Annotated in this window: 21 protein-coding genes; 10 read left to right on the top strand and 11 right to left on the bottom strand. The window is 60.7% G+C overall.

Features of this window, described 5'->3' with window-relative positions; translation table 11 throughout:
- From LIY45_RS27440 to LIY45_RS27430, 3 genes are all read left to right on the top strand, one after another.
- A partial coding sequence (locus tag LIY45_RS27440; RefSeq protein ID WP_226478234.1) for an S-type pyocin domain-containing protein occupies positions 1-604 on the top strand: 604 nt, incomplete at its 5' end.
- An 11-nt stretch (positions 605-615) separates the two neighbouring features.
- Complete coding sequence (locus LIY45_RS27435) at positions 616-1,080, top strand: DUF6392 family protein (protein WP_226478233.1); 465 nt, start codon at positions 616-618, stop codon at positions 1,078-1,080.
- 131 nt (positions 1,081-1,211) lie between these two features.
- Positions 1,212-1,685, top strand: coding sequence for a DUF6392 family protein (locus tag LIY45_RS27430; protein ID WP_226478232.1), 474 nt, complete (start codon positions 1,212-1,214; stop codon positions 1,683-1,685).
- A gap of 39 nt (positions 1,686-1,724) precedes the next feature.
- Here LIY45_RS27430 and LIY45_RS27425 read toward each other — a convergent pair whose 3' ends face one another.
- Together LIY45_RS27425 and LIY45_RS27420 are read right to left on the bottom strand one after the other, a co-directional pair.
- Complete coding sequence (locus LIY45_RS27425) at positions 1,725-2,027, bottom strand: hypothetical protein (RefSeq protein ID WP_226478231.1); 303 nt, start codon at positions 2,025-2,027, stop codon at positions 1,725-1,727.
- A gap of 294 nt (positions 2,028-2,321) precedes the next feature.
- Positions 2,322-2,612, bottom strand: a complete 291-nt coding sequence (locus LIY45_RS27420) for a hypothetical protein (protein ID WP_226478230.1) — start codon at positions 2,610-2,612, stop codon at positions 2,322-2,324.
- Between the two features lie 162 nt (positions 2,613-2,774).
- Between LIY45_RS27420 and LIY45_RS27415 the strand changes: the two genes are divergently transcribed.
- The 5 genes from LIY45_RS27415 (at position 2,775) to LIY45_RS27395 (ending at position 7,198) form a co-directional block, all read left to right on the top strand.
- Positions 2,775-3,080 carry a MazG-like family protein gene (locus LIY45_RS27415; protein ID WP_226478229.1) on the top strand — a complete coding sequence of 102 codons (306 nt, stop codon included), beginning with the start codon at positions 2,775-2,777 and terminating at the stop codon, positions 3,078-3,080.
- A complete protein-coding gene (locus LIY45_RS27410) occupies positions 3,077-3,826 on the top strand; it encodes a methyltransferase domain-containing protein (protein WP_226478228.1) in 750 nt (249 codons plus the stop codon). Before LIY45_RS27415 ends, LIY45_RS27410 begins: the two co-directional genes overlap by 4 nt.
- 24 nt (positions 3,827-3,850) lie before the next feature.
- Complete coding sequence (locus tag LIY45_RS27405; RefSeq protein ID WP_063033315.1) at positions 3,851-4,456, top strand: DUF4136 domain-containing protein; 606 nt, start codon at positions 3,851-3,853, stop codon at positions 4,454-4,456.
- Positions 4,457-4,501: 45 nt separating this feature from the next.
- Positions 4,502-5,059, top strand: a complete 558-nt coding sequence (locus tag LIY45_RS27400) for a DUF4136 domain-containing protein (protein ID WP_017478438.1) — start codon at positions 4,502-4,504, stop codon at positions 5,057-5,059.
- Positions 5,060-5,188: 129 nt separating this feature from the next.
- Positions 5,189-7,198 (top strand): pilus assembly protein TadG-related protein, encoded by a 2,010-nt coding sequence (locus LIY45_RS27395; protein WP_226478227.1) that lies wholly within the window; start codon positions 5,189-5,191, stop codon positions 7,196-7,198.
- Here the strand turns inward: LIY45_RS27395 and LIY45_RS27390 are convergent.
- Together LIY45_RS27390 and LIY45_RS27385 are read right to left on the bottom strand one after the other, a co-directional pair.
- Positions 7,195-9,945 (bottom strand): PAS domain-containing sensor histidine kinase, encoded by a 2,751-nt coding sequence (locus LIY45_RS27390; RefSeq protein ID WP_226478226.1) that lies wholly within the window; start codon positions 9,943-9,945, stop codon positions 7,195-7,197. The genes LIY45_RS27395 and LIY45_RS27390 overlap by 4 nt on opposite strands.
- On the bottom strand, positions 9,942-10,382 hold the full coding sequence (locus LIY45_RS27385; protein WP_226478225.1) for a TadE family protein: 441 nt from the start codon (positions 10,380-10,382) through the stop codon (positions 9,942-9,944). The genes LIY45_RS27390 and LIY45_RS27385 overlap by 4 nt, the downstream gene beginning before the upstream one ends.
- 71 nt (positions 10,383-10,453) lie before the next feature.
- Here LIY45_RS27385 and LIY45_RS27380 point away from each other — a divergent pair, with 71 nt between their 5' ends.
- Complete coding sequence (locus LIY45_RS27380) at positions 10,454-10,939, top strand: prepilin peptidase (protein ID WP_026078099.1); 486 nt, start codon at positions 10,454-10,456, stop codon at positions 10,937-10,939.
- A 113-nt stretch (positions 10,940-11,052) separates the two neighbouring features.
- Entirely contained in the window at positions 11,053-11,841 is a 789-nt protein-coding gene (locus tag LIY45_RS27375) for a response regulator transcription factor (RefSeq protein ID WP_017478443.1), read from the top strand.
- Here the strand turns inward: LIY45_RS27375 and LIY45_RS27370 are convergent.
- From LIY45_RS27370 to LIY45_RS27340, 7 genes are read right to left on the bottom strand one after another with little or no spacing between them, the layout of a single operon-like run.
- Positions 11,838-12,116, bottom strand: a complete 279-nt coding sequence (locus tag LIY45_RS27370; protein WP_226478224.1) for a DUF3613 domain-containing protein — start codon at positions 12,114-12,116, stop codon at positions 11,838-11,840. The genes LIY45_RS27375 and LIY45_RS27370 overlap by 4 nt on opposite strands.
- Positions 12,117-12,136: 20 nt before the next feature.
- On the bottom strand, positions 12,137-12,859 hold the full coding sequence (locus tag LIY45_RS27365; RefSeq protein WP_026078100.1) for a tetratricopeptide repeat protein: 723 nt from the start codon (positions 12,857-12,859) through the stop codon (positions 12,137-12,139).
- A gap of 11 nt (positions 12,860-12,870) precedes the next feature.
- Positions 12,871-13,755 carry a type II secretion system F family protein gene (locus LIY45_RS27360; protein ID WP_226478223.1) on the bottom strand — a complete coding sequence of 295 codons (885 nt, stop codon included), beginning with the start codon at positions 13,753-13,755 and terminating at the stop codon, positions 12,871-12,873.
- A 1-nt stretch (position 13,756) separates the two neighbouring features.
- Positions 13,757-14,641, bottom strand: a complete 885-nt coding sequence (locus tag LIY45_RS27355) for a type II secretion system F family protein (RefSeq protein WP_017478447.1) — start codon at positions 14,639-14,641, stop codon at positions 13,757-13,759.
- An 11-nt stretch (positions 14,642-14,652) separates the two neighbouring features.
- Positions 14,653-15,924, bottom strand: a complete 1,272-nt coding sequence (locus LIY45_RS27350) for a CpaF family protein (protein WP_226478222.1) — start codon at positions 15,922-15,924, stop codon at positions 14,653-14,655.
- Positions 15,921-17,111, bottom strand: a complete 1,191-nt coding sequence (locus tag LIY45_RS27345) for a protein TadZ (RefSeq protein WP_017478449.1) — start codon at positions 17,109-17,111, stop codon at positions 15,921-15,923. The genes LIY45_RS27350 and LIY45_RS27345 overlap by 4 nt, the downstream gene beginning before the upstream one ends.
- On the bottom strand, positions 17,108-18,331 hold the full coding sequence (locus tag LIY45_RS27340; RefSeq protein WP_226478221.1) for a type II and III secretion system protein family protein: 1,224 nt from the start codon (positions 18,329-18,331) through the stop codon (positions 17,108-17,110). The genes LIY45_RS27345 and LIY45_RS27340 overlap by 4 nt, the downstream gene beginning before the upstream one ends.
- Positions 18,332-18,338: the final 7 nt, after the last annotated feature.

The raw sequence follows: 18,338 nt of genomic DNA, 5'->3' as shown, positions 1-18,338 counted from the left end.
CAACGGCCCGGTGGTGAATGCGCCGATGCCTTATCCGGGCACGCCCGAAAGGTTGGATAACCTGTTGGTGCATCCGATTCCTTTGGGGCAGGAGACGGGGATTACGCACTATCCGGGAAGGGATGCTGAGGACGTTACCTGGCAGGATACGATCATCACGTTTCCTGCTGATTCGGGTGTGTCGCCGTTGTATTTGGTGTTTGCCAAGCCGGCGGTGAAGCCGTTGGAGGTAGATACTTACGGTGCATTCAGTGGGCGGCCCCGTAACGGATTGCATGTGGATCATATGCCTTCACAAGCAGCCATCAGACGGTATCTGATAAATAACTCGCTAGTGCTTATGGATGATGAGATCAATGAGTTACTCATGCAGGTCGCCAGTATTGCCATTCCTGCCCAGGTTCATCAGAGGTACAGCGAAACGTACGGCGGGCGCAACACCAAGGTCAAGCAGCTCCTTGATGCTGGGAACCTTCGTTCGGCGGTAGACAGCAACTATGATGTGATCCGGCCTTACTTGATTGAAGAGGGCTTCGTCACGGGGGACCTCGAAGAAGCACTCGCCAAGATGCATGAGATCAACCAGAAGCAGGGGTGGTACTGATGGATGTTGCAATGATCAATAATTTGGTTGCAGGGCTTGGTTGTACCTACAACAAACTTCTGGTTAGTGGTGCGATTTCGAATATCCCTCTAGAACCCTCTATAAAAGGAGGTGACAACGAGTATCTGATACAGAGACCTGAGCCGGGTGTTGAGCTATGGTTTTGGGCAGAAACAGCAACCCTTGAAAGAGTGCTCTTTTCGCTGATCAGGATGGTCGATGGTGCATCTGTTTATACCGGAGAGTTGCCCTCTCCATTCATGCATAACATGCATCGCCTAGGGGTTAAGGCGATGCTTGGAGAACCTTTTGAGTCGAAAGAGCCGATAAAGATACTGCGGTCCAGGGGGTATGGTGTTGGGGAAGCCTATCGTCTGACGTCTGCGCACTTAGTGAATACGAAAGTGGGCTTTCAATACCGTAATGACGATAAGGTTTGCTCCATGGGATTTTCGCTGATTAATTCTGGCCACTGACGTCAAAGAGCGCACATTTACTTGTGACGTGCAATGAAGCCTTACATGCTTGAAGAGGGTTTCTCTGAGGCAGACCTTGAGGCGGTACGGGCCAAGATGCATAAGATCAATACAGAACAGGGCTGGTATTGATGGACGCCCAAACCATTACACATTGGGTGAAGAATCTTGGTCGCCACTACGAGATCTTAGTGACTGAAGGAGCCATACCTGACGCCCCCTTAAGTGAGCTCTATACCGGGCGAGACTGGCTGACCCTTAAACCGGGAAAGGGGCTTGAGCTGCTTTTTTGGGCGCAGACCAAACGCTTGGAAACGCTCAATGTCGTCTTGCTTACGACGATGGAAGGCATGACATCTTACGAGGGCGAATTACCGGAGCCCTTTTTGCCTGTGATGGATCAATCAAGTGTGCGAGCGGCTTTTGGGCCTCCGATGGCTTCGAAGGGCTTTACGAGGCTCCCACTCAACACCGCTATCGGCGGTTGGGATGCCTACCTGCTTGACCCCGGCATGGCCCCTAATACCAAGTTGATACTTACTTATGCAGACACTATGCAGGTGAAAACACTGACATTCACCTTGGTCGATAGGGGGCATGACTGATTTGATCGTTCCCACGCTCCGCGTGGGAACGATCTTGGGTTAGGCCTTACGCGGATGCAGGCATTCAATGGAGCGGTCGACGGTGGTCCTGGCAATTTCCAGCAAGTGCCAAACCGCCAGGATCTTCGCCCGCTGTGGACTCTCCAGCAGTTCGCCGCAATCAAGCGCAGTGGCCGAGGCGCTGCTGAGCAGGCTGGCGGTGTAGAGCAGGGAATCTTCGAAGCTCAGGTCTTCGTTGATGGTGTGGAAACCTTGCGAGGGCAGGTAGTGTTCGAGGGCGCGATTGAAGGCGGCGCGGTCGTTGAGGAGGTCGCTGGGTGGGTCGGGAACAGGCTTATGCATGGTGTAACTCCACTAGTAGGTAAGGAGCTGACACCCGCGCGACTAAACGAGGGTGGCGGCTGTACGCAGGTTAGTCGACCGGCTAGTGGAACCCGGCGCACCCGAAGGTGCCCTGCGCACAGCCGCCATGAAGCATGGCGACAACTTGCGCTCACTAATTCCGGGCGACTAAACCCGATCACTGATAGGCAGTGAAGGAGCGAAGACTAGCCACCGGTCCGGGCAGGCACAAGGCTGAAAGATTGTCTCGGAAACGTCCCTCAAATTAAAGGGATTTGCCTTGCTGGCCCTTTATTAATGCACCACCCAACTGAGCACCCAGAGCCCGAGCATCAACCAGATAATCCCCATGATGATCGAAGCCCGCATAAAGGCGCGCACCGCCGAGTACAACAGCATCAAGCCGATAATCAGCATGAGGATGCTGATGATCGAGGTGTCCATCCCTAAGGATCTGGACAGCCCGTCGACAAAGTCGCCGCCCGCGTGGGACAGGGTGTTGAACAGCCCGGTGAACAACTCGACGATAAAGTGGATGATCTGGCCGATCTTGAGACCCAGCCATCCGAAAAAGTCTGTTTGCATGTGTGTGTCCTGATAAGACGGTGGGCGTAGCTGCCGAACCTGAGCCTTTGTTCGTTATTGGCCCAAGCTAGTTCCCTTCTAGCATAGAGGTTTACGGGCCGCAGGGATTCACTTGCCTTCGCGCCGCTTGCGCCCGAAGCTATACACCTTCAGGAGCGCCCCATGAATCTCGACCACCTCACCGAACGCCTGCACCGCATCCGCGATACCAACGACTGGAAGCAATTCCACAGCCCCAAGAACCTGGCGATGGCCGCCAGCGTTGAAATGGCCGAGCTGGTGGAGATATTCCAGTGGTTGAGCGAAGACCAGTCGCGCCAGTTGCCCGCCGACACACTCGCCCATGCCGGCCAGGAAGTGGGCGACATTGTGCTGTACCTGCTGCTGTTGTGCAGCGAATTGGGGTTGGACATGGATCAGGTGGTACAGGCCAAACTGGCCGACAGCGAACGGCGGTTTGCCAAATGAGTGACCGTCATTTCGACCAGTTGGCCACCCGTTTCGCCGAGAAGATCTACGGCGGTGCCAAGGGCGCGATTCGCCTGGCGGTGCTCCAGGCCGATTTGATCGAAGCGCTGCCGGATCGCCCATTGCGGGTACTGGATATCGGTGCCGGCCTGGGCCATATGTCACTGTGGCTGGCCGAGCGCGGCCACGACGTGACCCTGGCGGAACCCGCTGAGCCGATGCTCGAAGGCGCCCGCCAGCGTTTTGCCGAAGCCGGGCAGACCGCCACCTTCATTCAGGCCCCCTGGCAAGACCTGCTCGGCCAGCTCACCGAACCCTACGACCTGGTGCTGTGCCACGCCGTGCTGGAATGGCTGGCCGAACCCCACGCGATCCTGCCGGTGCTGCACCAGTTGACCGCGCCCGGTGGCTGGCTGTCCCTGGCCTTCTACAATCGCGATGCCTTGATTTACCGCAACCTGCTCAAAGGTCACTTCCGCAAAATGCGCAAGAACGACATGGCCGGTGAAAAGCAGAGCCTCACGCCGCAACAACCCCTGGACCCACGGGAGTTGGCGACGCAACTAGAGGGCCTGTGGCAGGTCGAAACCCAAAGTGGCGTGCGGGTGTTCCACGACTATATGCCGGTGGAATTCCAGGCCCGCGCCGAGTTGCAGGATGTGTTGGAGATGGAGCTCGCACACCGTCGTCACCCAAGCTTTGCCGGACTTGGGCGTTATTTGCACTGGATCTGCCGTCCGGTTTAAGCGGCCCAGTCTGCGGAGGTCGAAATGAAGCGCTGTCTTGGACTGATCCTGCTGGGCCTGGGCCTGGCGGGTTGCCAAAGCCCCAACCCGTATGTGGCGGCATCTGCCCCGATGCCGCCGGCCCCTGCCCAGGCGGCCAACACCTTTGATGCCAGCGCCTACCCGGCGCCGGTGCGCGACTATGGCGCCTATCGCAGTTGGGCCTGGCTCAACAACCAACTGCCGGCGGGTTCGGCCTGGGCCGATTCGGCGCAGATTGCCGAGGCCGTCAGCGGCGCCCTCGACCAGCGCGGCCTGCGCCCTTTGCATGACAACCGCGCCCCCGACCTGCTGGTGAGCGCCGATGTGCGCCTGGAAAAACGCCTGCGCCAGGTCCAGGACGACTATGGCTACGGCTACGGCGGCTATAACCGCTACGGCAACGGCTACGGCATGTACAACAGCGTGCCGGTGGTACGCACCTATGAAGTGACGGTGGCGGTGGCGCGCATCAGCCTGTTCGATGCCCGTACCCGCCAGCCGGTCTGGAGCACCAGCGCCGAAACCACGAGCCAGGGCAGCCTCAGCGAACGCGCCGACTCCCTGCGTGAGGCGATGCAAAAGGCAATGACTGCCTACCCACCCAGTTAGCCGCTATTCTCATCTCAGGCCCGGATCGTCTTTTGGAGAACAACCATGCTTCGTCGTATTGCTGCACTTGCTGTTGTTGTGTTGCTGGGCGGTTGCCAGACCAGCCAGGTCAACCATGATTTCGACGCCAGCCGGGACTTTGGCGCCTACCGCAGCTGGAGCTGGAAAGAGCCCGCATTGCAATACCGCCCGGATGACCCGCGGATCAAGAGTGACCTCACCGAACAGCGCATCCGCCAGGCCGTGGGCGAGCAGCTCGACCAGCGTGGTCTGCGCCCTGCGGCGCCGGGTACCAAGGCTGACCTGAATGTGCAGACCTACCTGATCGTCGAAGACCGCCAGCAGCAAGTCACCACCAACTACGGCGGCGCCTGGGGCGGCCCATGGAATGGCTACTGGGGCGCGCCGATGTATAACGAAACCCGCAACATTACCTACAAGGTCGCCACCATCCAGATCGACTTGCTCGACGGCAAGGACGGCAAACTGGTGTGGCGTGGCAGCGATGAGCAAATCCTCGCCAGCTCGCCTGACCCTCAAGACCGTAGCGCGGCGATTCGTGCAACGGTGACCAAGGTGCTGTCCAACTACCCGCCGCATTGATTCGTTAATCCGCCCTCCGCCAGTCGCCTGCCCATGGCGACTGGCCTGCAGCCCCCGCCGCTCTTGACTACACTCCCAGGCAACACAGGAGAGTAAGCGCTCGGCAGTGTGCCGGCAAAGGAGTGCTCGATGTCTCTTCGACTTCGTTCCGGTCGCCAGGGCGGGCCTGCAAGGCAACGCGGTGCGATTGGCCTGATGGCGGCCCTGACCCTGGGGATGGCCTTGCTATTCCTGTTGCTGGTCATCGACAGCAGCCGCCTGTACGTGGAAAAGCGCAAGTTGCAGTCCGTGGCCGATACGGCAGCCCTGGAAGCTGCCAATCGGGGCGGGCAATGCGCATCGAGCACCACGGCCAACGATTACGCCACGCAAAACGCCACGCGCAATGGCTTCACGATAGTCGCCAACACCCGGGCACTGGTGGTCACCTGCGGCACGTTGGTGACCAATGCCAGCAATCAGCGGGTGTTCAGCGCCAACGCCAGCCAAAACGATGCGATCCAGGTGGTGGCCTCCGAGACTGTGGCGACCAGCGTTGCCGGCGGCATATGGAATATGGTCAACGGTACCGCGGTGGCCGCACAGACGACGGTGAGTGCAGTGGCGGTCGCCGCATTGGGACCACCGCTGGCGTCATTGACCATTCGTAGCACGGCGTTGGTGGTGGATACGAATAACGCGCCCCTGCTTAACGCGCTGACCGGCGGATTGTTGGGTGGCGCTGTGAACCTCTCGGTGGCGGGCTGGAACGGCCTGATCAACACCAACATTTCTTTGCTGAGTTACCTGAACCAACTGAAGCTCGACCTGGGGCTGACGGCCGGTGGTTATACACAGGTACTGGGCAACACCATCGCGGTTGGCCAACTGATTCAGTCGGCAATCAATGTGCTGGACCCCACGCATACATTGTCGGCCACCGCGACCATTGCCAGCCTGCAGGCCCTTAAAGTCGCAGCGGGGGCGACCACGGTGGTGCTGGGCAATGTGCTGTCGGTGGAGAGTGGTGCCAGCGTCGCCGCCCTGGCGGTCAACATGCGGGTATTCGATCTGATTCAGGGGGTCGTGCAATTGGCCAACAAGCAAAACGGCCTGGTGGCCAGTTTTCCCATCAACTTGCCGGGGGTGGCGCAAATCACCGCCAGCGTCCAGGTGTTGCAGCCGCCACAACTGTCGGCCATCGGTAACCCGGCGCTTGCCACGGCGCCTGGGCAGAATCCTATGACCGGCCCAAACCGGATTTACGTCCAAACGGCTCAGTTACGCACGAAGCTGTCGGTTAACCTGCCGATACTCAACACCGTCTCCACGCTGACGAACGCGGTGAACGGGTTGGCGAGCCCGTTGCTGGGCACCCTGGATGCGCTGCTCAGCCTGAACCTGGTCGGGGTGATCAATTCGTTGACCTGCGCGGTCTCGTGTACGTCGCCGGTGTTGCAAGTGCTGCCGCCGCCGGTGGGTATCGATATCGAGCTGGATGCGGCAAGTGCCGCCAGTTGGGTCACCGGTTACAGCTGCGCCAGCCCGACCAGTAAAACCCTGACCACGGCCACCAACACATCACTGGTCAATCTGCGGATGGGCCAGATTGCCAGCAGCAGCGTTTTCGGCACTGGCCCTACACCCCCTACGGTGGTGGTGACGCCGTTGAAGATCGTCGATATCGGTACGAAGACCTGCACGTTAATTGTGTTCTGCAATCCGGTGGTCACGGGCGTAGGCGGTGGTTTGGGATTGTCGGCCAATATTCAGGTAGGCGGTACTTACAACATTCCCTACACCTACCAATCGCCGAATTTGCCGGAGATTTCCCAGCCGCCGTATTACTCCAGCTACAGCACGAGCAATATCGTCAGCGGCCTGACCGATCCGGTGAACGGCGTGACGGCCGGGCTTAACCTGAATATGTACGGGCCTACCCCCGGCAACGCGAACGTGCTGGGCAACCTGATCGGTGGGCTAGGATCCGTGTTGAGTGGTGTGACCACGCTGCTGCTCAACGTGTTGAATGCCACGCTGATACCCTTGATCAATTCGTTGGTGAATACCCTGTTGCTGGGGCTGGGAGTCGACCTTAACCAGGTCGGCGTGGGCGCCAACCTCAGTTGCCACTCGGGTAATGCGTACCTGGTGATCTAAACCTCGCTCACCACCGGCAACTCCACACAAAACTTCGCCCCATGTTCACTGTTGGCGACGCTCAACCGGCCGCCCATGTTCTCGACAATGCCATAGCTCACCGATAACCCCAGGCCGGTGCCCACGCCAATCGGCTTGGTGGTGAAGAACGGTTCGAAAATCCGCTCCAGCAGCCGTGGGTCAATCCCGCCGCCGTTGTCCTCGACCCAGATGCGCACATGACGGCTGTCGTGTTCGATCTGCACCGAGATCCACGGCCGCAGGTCGCGGTCGTGTTCGCGCTTGCTCAGCAGGGCATCGCGGGCGTTGACCATCAGGTTGATCAGCACCTGCTCCAGCTGGTCGACGTAGCCTTTGACCTGCACCGCAATGTCCTTCTGCGTCACCCGCAGTTCTATGCCTTTGCCACGCAGGCCTTCCGTGAGCAGCGACAAGGTGCCTTCCACCGCCTGCGCCGGGTTGAAGGGCTGTTGTTCGACTTCAGAGCGGCGGCCGAACACGCGCATATGGTCCACCACGCGGGCGGCTCGCTGGACCTGGGAATCGATGCGCTGGAGTTTTTCCGTCAGGTAGTCGATCTGTGCATCACCGTTGCTCAAGCGCTTGAGCACGTTGACGATGGCCATGCGCATCACATTCAGCGGCTGGTTGATCTCGTGGGCCAGGCCGGTGGCCATTTCGCCGAGGGTGGCCATTTTGGCGCTTTGGGTCAGTTGCTGCTGGGAGCGACGCACTTCGGTGTTGTCCCGGCCCACGGCCTGCACTTCCTGCAACTGGCCCTGTTCGTCGAATACGCCCCGGTCCGACCACACCCACCAGGCATGTGTGCGCCCCGGCAGTTGCAGGCTGATTTCGGCGGTGCTCACGGGGAACTCCGGGGTCAACTGCCGGATGCGCTGCACAAATGCCTCGCGTTGTTCTTCGGACAACCACTGGCTGAGGTTCATGCCCGGCAGTTGTTCAGGCAAGCACTCCATGTAATTGGCCAAGGGAGTATTGCCGAAGGTCAGGGTCAGGTCCGGGCGGTAACGGCAGATCATCGCTGGGGAGTCTTCCACCAGGATTCGATAGCGTTCCTCGCTCTCCTTGACCCGTTGCGCCGCCAGGGTGGTCTCGGTCACATCCAGCCACAGGCCCACGGCTTCCACGGGCAAGCCCAAGTCGTCGCGTAGCAGCCGGGCTTCATCCAGCAGCCAGTGGTAATCGCCCTGTTTGTCGAGCACCCGGTAGCGGCTGCGCACGCTGCCTTCGCGCAGCAGTCGGCGGGTACGGTCGAAGTAGAGGTCGCGGTCTTCGGGGTGGATCCATTGGTTCAGCGTCGCCGGGGTGAAGTCGGCCAGGGTGCGGCCAAGCAGCGGCAGCAGGCTGTCGCTGAAGAACACCGGTTGCAGCGTGCCTTCGACGTAGCGCTGCACGTAGATCACGGCCGGGGAGCTGGCGATCAGGTTGTCCAGGCGTGCGTGGGCGGCGGCGGCCTGTTGTGCCTGGTTTTTTATATCGCTGATGTCGAGCATGAAGCCCACCAGGCGGCGGTGCCCGCCCGAGCCCAGCGCTTGCCCCTGTACGCGGTACCAGATGGGGTTTTGCGTCGGGTCGGTGGGTTGCAGGCGAACGCTGGTGGACAGCGGCTTGCCCAGGGTCTTGAGGTCTTGCAGGCGGCTGGCGAGTTCTTCCCGGTCGGCCGGGTGAATCAGCTTGAGCCACATCGGCAACGAGAGCCGTGTGGTGGACTCGCCGTGGTTGAGGGTGTGCAGCAACTGCGGGGCGAGTTCAATGTCCTCACTGTGTGGGGGCAGTTCCCACCAGCCGGTGCCGAGCAGTCCTTGCAGGGCGTCGAGGCGCTCCAGTTGCTGCTGATGGTGCTGTTCGCGCAGGCGGCCGAGCAACGGTGCGGCGAGGGCGGCGGTCAGTTGCAGCCAGTCACGGTCGCTGGTGGGTTCCTGGCGGCTATAAAGGCCGCACAGCAACCATGCACCCACGCCATGACCATCGTGATAGGGCACCAGAAAACCATCGGTATTGCCAAACAGCCCTTGCAGGCGCGGGTGGTCACTGTGGCCTCGGTTTACCCCCAGGCTCACCGGCGCTGTACCGCCCAGGCTGTCGAGGCTGGCGCCCAGGGCTTGCCCGTTGCTCCAGAGTGCCGGAGCGTCGTGGGATGTGTAGCAGCCCTGGATGCACCACTCCTGGCCCTGCTCGTCCAGCAAGGCAATCGCAGTGCAGGGGATGTGCCAGTGCTGGGAGATGGTCTGGAGAGTGTCTTGCAGCACCTCGGGCAGGCGCGTCAGGCTGCAGACCCGCAGTTGCTCGCTGATCTGGTCGTTGACGCGCTGATTGTGTTCGCGTCGCTGAGTCAGTTGGCGATGGGCAATCAGGTCGCCAATGTCCAGCAATTGCAGGAGCCAAGCCTTGCCCTCGGGTTGAACCCAGCCGCGGGTATGCAGGGTTTGCCCGGCAAGCCCTTTGAACGCCAGGTCCAGGCTTTGCCCCTGCCAGTCGCCCGGCGTGCCTTCGATCACCAGGCTGCTCATCGGCGTGAGGTAGTCGAGCAGCAAGGCAGGCTGGTGCGGTTGCGCGGCGGGTTGTTCCAGTCGATGGCGCAGCGGGCCGTGGATGTCCAGCACCCGGCCCTGGCCGTCCAGGTAGAACAACAAGGCGGCGGTGGGGGGCAGCGCTGCGGGTGCGTCCGCATCCAGGTGGTTGCCACGGCCGAGCAGGCGGCCGAACAATTTATCCCCTGAGGTCAAAACTGCATGCTCGATTGGGCCGAAAGCGTGGGAGGCAGGGCGGGGACGGTCCCAAAGCCTGGCAGTATCAGAAACGGCAACACGTTCTGAAGGCTGGACGTTGGATAGTTGATTTGCACTGTCAGCAGCGAGCTCGCGCTATAGGTTGCCGTGACATACGTGGGCAGGAATTTGAACTGAGAAGGGATCCAGGACAATTGTGCCTGGGCCGCCGTGACGGCCTGCTGGGGCAGTGCCGTTGTGTAGCTTGGCGTGGAGGGATCCAGCGCGACGCTACGCCTTACGCCTTCAGCGGCGGCTTGGGTAAAGGACTGCATCAGCAGTAACGGCAGGCTGTAGCTGACCAGACCATAAAACACGGCAAAAAAAATCATAAAGACCATCGCGAACTCCAGCGCGGCGGCACCTTTTTGCTTTCTAGGGAGGCCTTTTTTCATGACTCGTCTACCCTGACTACCACTACCTGATATCAGCATAGAATCAATCAGCAAAAAGGGATTTTTTTTACGTGATTCAAAGCCTCGTCCTATTCGTTTGGCTGGCGCTGTGCGCTGTGCAAGATATCCGTCTACGTCAGATCTCCAACCGCTTGACCCTCGGCGCCGGCCTGCTGGCGCTGGTTTACCTGCTCTGGAGCGGTACCACCTGGCTCGGCGCACCTGCTGCCGAGGGTGGCGGGGCATTTGCCCTGGCGCTGTTGTTTACCCTGCCGGGGTACGCGCTGGGCCGTCTGGGGGCCGGTGACGTGAAGTTGATCGCGGCATTGGGGCTGGCGACCAATTACCTCTACGTATTGGGCACTTTTATCGGTGCAGGCCTCGCCAGCGCGGCTTGGCTGCTGCTGGCCCCGAGGCTGTGGCCGCTGATGAATCAAGGGCTTAAGAACACCTTGCAGTACCTGCACCCGGAACGCTCGGCCAGACAGCCGTTCGTGCCGTTTTTATGGGTCGGGTTTTGCCTGGCCTGGCTTTGGATCCCATTAGTCGCCACGTAGGCTATCGCTATGTACATAGTAGGAAAGTACGTCTACGTTTATGAGTATGTTGTATAGGAAAGTGGTCGGAATGGATTGGTCGGTCTTTGGCTTGCCCAGGCATGGAGTAGCGCGTGAACAAGCTTATATCTGAAGTGAAAGTGCTCGTTGTCGATGATCAGCCCCTGATCGTGGAAGAGCTTTGCGAATTTCTTGAAAGCAACGGTTACCGTTGCGTCCCTTGTGCCTCCAGCCAGCAAGCCATCGAGCGTTTTCGCGACGATGCCGAGATCGGCCTGGTGCTGTGCGATCTGCATATGCCGGACATGGATGGCATCGAACTGGTCCAGGCCCTGCAACGTCTGGCCGGCAAGCAACGGGTGTTTGAGGCCATCATGTTGACGGGGCGTGCGGACAAGCAAGACGTGATCAAGGCCCTGCGTGCCGGGATTGCCGATTACTACCAGAAGCCCATCAATCTGGGCGAACTGCTTGAAGGGTTGCAACGCCAGGTTGTGGCGCTGCAAGACCGGCAGAAAAACCTCGACCTCGGGCATCTGAACCAGAAGCTGCAGTTTCTCTCAGCGTCCATCGACGATCTTTATCATGACCTCGACAAGGTGCGCAGCAGCCCGCAATCGACCCTGTCGAATGAAGCCGATGGCGAAGTCAGCGACATTGACCGCGTTGAAATACCGGCGATCTTCAATCAGTTGTCCCCACGCCAACTGGATGTCGCCAGGCTGGTAGGCAAGGGCCAGACCAACTATCAGATTGCCTGTGAGCTGGGCATCACCGAAAACACGGTGAAACTCTACGTGTCCCAGGTGTTGCGCCTGACCCATATGCACAACCGCACCCAGTTGGCGCTGGCGCTATCGCCGAATAACTCACCGGCGCGCCAGCGCGTGACGGCCCACTAGTTACTGCTGCCGCCGCCAGGGTTGCTGCCACCCTGTTTCTGGTCGTAATACTCAGGAATAGGGTGTTTGTAACTCTCCAGCAGGCGTTGCATGGTCAGGTCGCGTTCAGCGGGCGTGGCCTTTTGCAGGAGGGTGGATGCCCGTTCGCCGCTGACCTGCATTTGCAGCCAGCCTTCGGTCTGTTTTTGCTGTGGCGAGGAAGGCCCAGGTTCAATAGCCAGCGCCGTCAACGGCAGGCTGGCGAACAGCAGAGTGGCGAGCCGTGTGAGTTTCATCCTGTGTACTCCCTTCAAACCTATTTGACCGGCGCTTGCAGTGCGTCGCTGACGGTTGCGACCTGATCTTTTGGCGGTGTCGTCGTTGAGGCCGGCGCCTTGAGTTGCTGCGCCCGGGCCTGGGCTTGCGTCACTTGTTCCGGGCTCAGGCCCATGCGGCTGGCCACTTGTGCGGCCTGTTCCCAGTTGTCCTGGTAGATCATCAGCGTCACCAGGTTGATGGCTGCCAATTGATCACTCTGCTTGAGCTCCATGGCTGTGAGGAATTCAAAGCGTGCGTCTTCCAGGCGTCGCTGATTGAGGTACACCACGCCCAGGTCGTTACGGATTTTCTCGTCGGTGGGCGACATCCTGGCCGCGCGTTGCAAGTGCGCCATGGCTTGGCCGTTGTCACCCCTGGCAGCTGCCAGCTGGCCAAGGCCGTGCTCGCCTTCGGCGGCCATGCAGGTGCCGAGCAGGCTGCGGTACAGCGGTTCGGCTTCGCTGCGGCCCAGCAGGCGGTACACCTTGGCCTGGCGCTGGCGCACCTGGGGCAGGTTGTCCGGCAGGTTTTGCAGGTTGGCCAGGCTGGCGTGAAGCTTGCCCTCGTTGGCCATGTCGTCGGCCAGGTTCAGTGACAACTCCTGATTGGAATTGGGCTTGGCACAACTGCCTTGCGCGCTGAAGCCCGCCCACGGCAGTTGCCCGTTGCTGGCACAACCGCCTAACAACAACAGGCTGCAGGCGATCATCAATCTCTTCATTGCATGTCCTCTCAAGGCGCGAAGGCCTTGGCAATGGCGATAAAGCCAGGGCCGGCCAATACGATCAGTAACGCGGGAAACAGGAACAGCATCATCACGACGGACATCTTGGCGGACATCTTGGAGATGTATTCCTGCAAGCGGGTCAGGCGCCGGTCATCCAGCAGTTGCTTGAGCGACTGCAGCGACTTCATCGCACCACCGCCCTGATGCAGCAGTTGCTGGAGGATCAGGCACGTGTCGCTGAGCTCATCGACGGCCAGCATCTCGCTGGCCTTGTTCAGTTCCTCGCCCAACTCCAACCCGGAATCGACGCGCGCCAGCACCAGGCGCAGTTCGGCGGTGAGCACCGGCAGCAGTTTCTGCGCGTCGTAGGCCATGACCCTGAGCGCCTGCTCTACGGCCATGCCTGACTCAAACAGAATGCGCACCAGGGGAATGAAGGTTGCCACTTCCCGGGCGATTTTGTCCTGGCGCCGTTTGGCGAGTGAAACCAGGATTCGCTTGGGCAGCAGGTAGCCGATGATCAGGGCCAGCAGGGGGATCACCCACCCATGCTCGGTGCCGGAAAAAAACAGCTCCAGTGCCAGCGCGGTCAGGCCCATCAGAAGTATCGGTGAAGTGATCTGGCAGGCGGCGAACATCGAACGCTGGCTGGCCTTTCTCCAGCCCATGCGGTTGAGCAGGGCTTGGGTTTCATTATCGAGGCTGACGGTGCGCTGGCCGATCCGGGTGCTGCCCAGCTGGTGCAGCCACTCACTCATTTTGTCGTTACGGCTTGGCTCGCCTTGCAGCCGTTGAGTGACCAGGCGTTGCTGACGACGACTGCTCAAGATATTGGCCACCAGCAGCAGTAGCGCGGCAAGAAACAATACGGCACTGATCACTATCGCCATCTCAGATACTCCGCAACATGCGCCACAGCGCCACGCAGCCGATGACTTGCAAGGCGAACGCACCGAGCATCAGGCGTTGGCCGCTGTGGTCATCCCACATGGCCATCAGGTACACCGGATTAACGATCAGGAAGTAGCCCGCAACACTCACCGGCAGCACGGCGAGCACCAATGCGGTCACCCGGGTTTCACCCGTCATGGCGCGTAATTGCCGCGCGCCCTGGTCGCGCTCGCGAATCATCTTGATCAGGTTTTCCAGCAGATCGCTGGCGTTGCCTCCGTAGCGGTGGTTGACCTTGAGGCCCAGGGCAAACAGGCGCAGTTCATCCTGTTCATAAAACTCGGCATAGTCATGAGCGGCCTCTGGCAGGCTGACACCCAGTTGCACATTGCGCTTGATACGGCCCATGGATTTTTTCAACGGGTCGTCACTGGCCTCGATGCCGCTCAGGATGGCGTCCGCCAGGGTGCGTCCGGATTTAAGGCTGCGCACCGCGTGGTCGAGCAACTGCGGCAATTGCTCGATCATTCGGCGCAGCCGGCGCTGGTAGCGTACGGCGATGTACAGGCGCAGTGCCAAGGGCGGTGCCGCCACCATGACAAACAGGCCTATCCACTCACCTGCCAGCCACCCCAGCAGGGCGCCGAAGGCCCAAAGGCTCAGCCACAGGCCCAGGCGTTCGGTCGGCCTGCCAAGGCCTGCACGGATAAAGGTGCGTTCCAGGCGGGTGGCCACTGTGTTGTCTTTCAGGGCCTGGGGTTGCCCTTCCGCCAGGCGTTCCAACACCCGGTCGGTCTGGGCCTTGCGCAAACCGTTGCGCATCAGGCCTATCCCCAGCACCAGAAGGGCCACAGCCAGCAGGGCGAGCAGAATCGGACCGATCATCGGATGGCCTCCTAAACCGGCAGGTGACTTTCTTGGCGCAACTTGTCGCCGGCCGGGTTGACCGCTTCCCGCAGGAAGCCGAAGCCGGTGCGCTTGTCGTGGCGGAACAGGGTATTGGTGACGTACACGTCCTCGCGTATGCCCACCACTTCCACCACTTCGCTGACACAGCGACGGCCATCGGGCAGGCGCGTCAGCTGGATCACCACATCCAGGGCCGCGCAAATCATTTGCCGCAGGGTTTTTTCCGCCACCACCCGGCCGGTGAGGCCCACCAGGGTTTCCAGCCGCAGCAAGGCGTCCTGGGCGTTGTTGGCGTGCACGGTACTCATCGAGCCGTCGTGGCCGGTGTTCATGGCGGTCAACACATCGATGACTTCCACGCCCCGGATCTCGCCGAGGATGATCCGGTCGGGCCGCATCCGCAGGGCGTTGCGGATCAAGTCACTGGCCTTCACCTCACCATGCCCCTCGGCGTTGGGCGGGCGGGTTTCCAGGCGCACAACGTGGGGATGGCCCAGTTGCAACTCGGCCACGTCTTCGATGGTGACCAGGCGCTCACGAGGGTTGATCAGTTGGCTGAGAATGTTCAGCAGTGTGGTTTTACCAGTGCCGGTACCGCCGCTGATCAGGATGTTGCAGCGCTTGCCGACGGCGTCCTGGAGGAATTCGAAAATCCCTTGGTCGATGGTTTGCATGGCCACCAGGTCGCTGCTTTTCAGCATGTCTTTGCGAAACTTTCGAATCGACAGGCAGGGGCCGTCCAGGGCAATCGGCGGGATGATCGCATTGACCCGGCTGCCGTCGGGCAGGCGCGCATCCACCATCGGCGACGACTCATCCAGCCGGCGTCCCAGGGGCGCAAGGATGCGCTGCATGACCCGCTCCACATGGTGGTCGTCAATGAAGCGCAAATCACTTTGTTGCAGCAGGCCATCGCGCTCGACGAACACCCGGTGCGGGCCGTTGACCAGGATTTCAGTGACCGTCGGGTCCCGCAGCAGCACCTCCAGCGGGCCGAAACCGGTCAGTTCATCGACGATCTCTTCGGCCAGGCGCTCCATTTCGTAGCGGGAAATCGCCAGGTGCATACGTGTGATGTATTCGGCCACCTTGTCGATCACGAACTGCGCCAGGGATTGGCGTGTGCTCTCCAACAGGTTTTTTCCCGACTCTTCGATGGCATCGATGATGTAGCGATGCAGCACCAGTTTCAGGCCGTCGTGATCGGTGTTGCCGGCGCTGCCACGCGGGGTAACGCCAAACAGCTTCTCGCCGTTCATTTGGTCCCCAGAAGGCGGTTAAGCCAGTTGGTGGAGGGTTTTGCCAGGCCTTCGGAGCGTTTTGCCAGGCGCTCGCCCAAGGCACGCAGCGCTTGCGTCAGGCTTTCCCGCGGGGCCAGGGAGAACAAGGTCTGCGCCTGGTTTTTGGCACTCAGGCGAACTTCCGGGCTCCAGGGCAACACGGCGATCACTTCCAGCCCGAAGCTTTTGCCCAGCGCTTCCGAGTCGGGGGCGGCACCTTTGAGGTAGCGGTCGACCAGCAGCCGGGCATGGTCCAGCTTCATGCCTTTTTCTCGCCACAGGTTAAGTACCGCCAGGTTGCGGCGGCAGTCCGGCACGCTTTGGTCGGTACACCACAGCAGTTTGTCGCAATGGCTGACAAAGGTGCGCAAGGCTTCGCTGTCGGGTTGGCCGGTCAGGTTCACCACGATGTGCTGGAAGTGCTGGCGCAGGGCACTGAGCAACATGTACAGCTCGGCTGCACTGGTACGGTCCAGCGGCTCATCGTTATTGTGATAGGCGAGGATGCGCAGGCCGGCTTCGGCCGAGGTGAAGGCGCTGTTGATCAGGGTGGAGTCCAGGCGTCGCAAGTGGCGCAGGGCGTCGCCGAAATGAAAGGAGCTTTCCAGCCCCAGCAGCGCCAGGCTGTCGGCGAGTGGCAGACCCAGGTCGAGCAACAACGTTTGCTGCCCGCTTTTTTGCACCACCAGCGCCAGGTGGCTGGCGATCAGCGCACCGTCGGCATTGCCTTGGGTGCCGTAGAGTACGGTCAGCCCGCCCAGGTGGGCATTCGGGGTGACGGCCGGCAAGCGTTTGCTCAGGCGCCGAACCAGGCCGGCAACCTCACTGGCGCGCGAGCCGTAGGCGACGAAATCCCGCGCACCGGCACGCATCGCGTTCAGCACAAGCTGGTTGTCCATGCCATCGCCCAAGGCCACGATGGCAAGCAGGGGCTTGGCCTCCAGGGCGCCTTCGATCAGCGCGCACTGGGTGGTCACGTGTTCACGGTCCAGGCCAATAAACACCAGGTTGGCGAACGTCACGTCCACCAGTGCCAGCAGTTCGTCGAGGCTGCCGGCGCCGGCGCTGACCACTTGTCCCAGGGGCGCGAGGGCCCCCTGAAGCCATTCCAGATCCGTGTTGTTGCGGGTAATTGCCAAAAAGGTCTGGCTCAGGCTTTCGCTCATTCGGACAGTCCACTGCGGCGATCGAAATTGCCGTTTTCGAGGAAATACAGGCGGTACCAGTTCGGGTCGTAATTGCGCAGTTTTTCTCCTGGCAATGAGGGCAGCTTGGCGTTGGCGGCCAGCGGCTGTACCAGGTGCGGAGTGACGATCATCAGCAGCTCTTTTTCCTGGCGGCTGACGTTGGAGTCGCGAAAGAACGCTCCGAGGATCGGGATGTCCCCCAGGCCGGGGAATTTGCTGACGCTTGAGGTGTTATTGGTGCTGATCAGGCCGCTGATCACGAAGCTTTCGCCGTCGGCCAGGGAGATGCTGGTGTCGGTGCGCCTGACCGTCAGCGCCGGCACCGAGATACCCTGGATGGTGACGGCGTTGCTGTAGTCCAGCTCACTGACCTCTGGCGCGACCTTCAGGGAAATTCGCCCATGGTCGATGACGGTCGGGGTCAGGGTCAGGCGGATGCCGAACTCCTTGTATTCGATGGAGATGGTGTTGCTGCCGCTGCTGGGCACCGGGATCGGCACTTCACCACCGGCGAGGAAGGTCGCACTTTGCCCGCTGAGCGCCACCAGGCTCGGACGGGCCAGGGTGTAGGCAAACCCGCTCCTTTCCAGGGCGTTGATCATGGCCGAGACACGGCCGCCGCCGAAGCCGATGTTGAAGGTGTCATTGTTCACCGGCAGCCCGCGAAATCCCGTGGCCGCCGCGTTGGCGACATTGTTGGGGGCGCCGAACAAAAAGTTGCCGCCCCGGCCAAAGATCGAGGTACTGGCTTCCTTGAGTTTGGTGCGGCTCACTTCCACAAAGCGGATGTCGGTTTGCACCTGGCTGGGTAGCGTCGGGTCATCGGACGGCGACAGGGCCAGGCTGGTCAGGGCCGACGTGGCCTTGCCCTGGACGAACACCATGCTCTGGCGCGGGCTGCTGGAACAGGCCGTCCAGACCATCAGGCTGGTGGTGCCTGAGGCGATGCCGGTGAGCAGGAACGCCTGGTTGCCATTGACCTGCACGTCGGCCACTTTTGGATCGCCAATGGCCAGCCGCGTAATCGGTACCGGCGATTGGATCGCCTGTTGAGCACCTTCACCCACCTCCAGTACCGCCGGCAGTTGGCCCAGGCCCGTGCAATTGCCAGGCGCCGCCAGCGCCACCTCCACAGGCAGGCTCAAGGTGAGGAGACCCCAGAATACTCGTGAAAAAAACCACACGGAACGACTGCTCATTCAAGGC

The sequence above is a fragment of the Pseudomonas sp. MWU16-30323 genome (assembly GCF_020515595.1).
In the GTDB taxonomy this organism is placed as follows: Bacteria; Pseudomonadota; Gammaproteobacteria; order Pseudomonadales; family Pseudomonadaceae; genus Aquipseudomonas; species Aquipseudomonas yamanorum.
The sequence above is the reverse complement of the archived record's forward strand: the minus strand, read 5'-3'. Positions and strand labels throughout refer to the sequence as shown.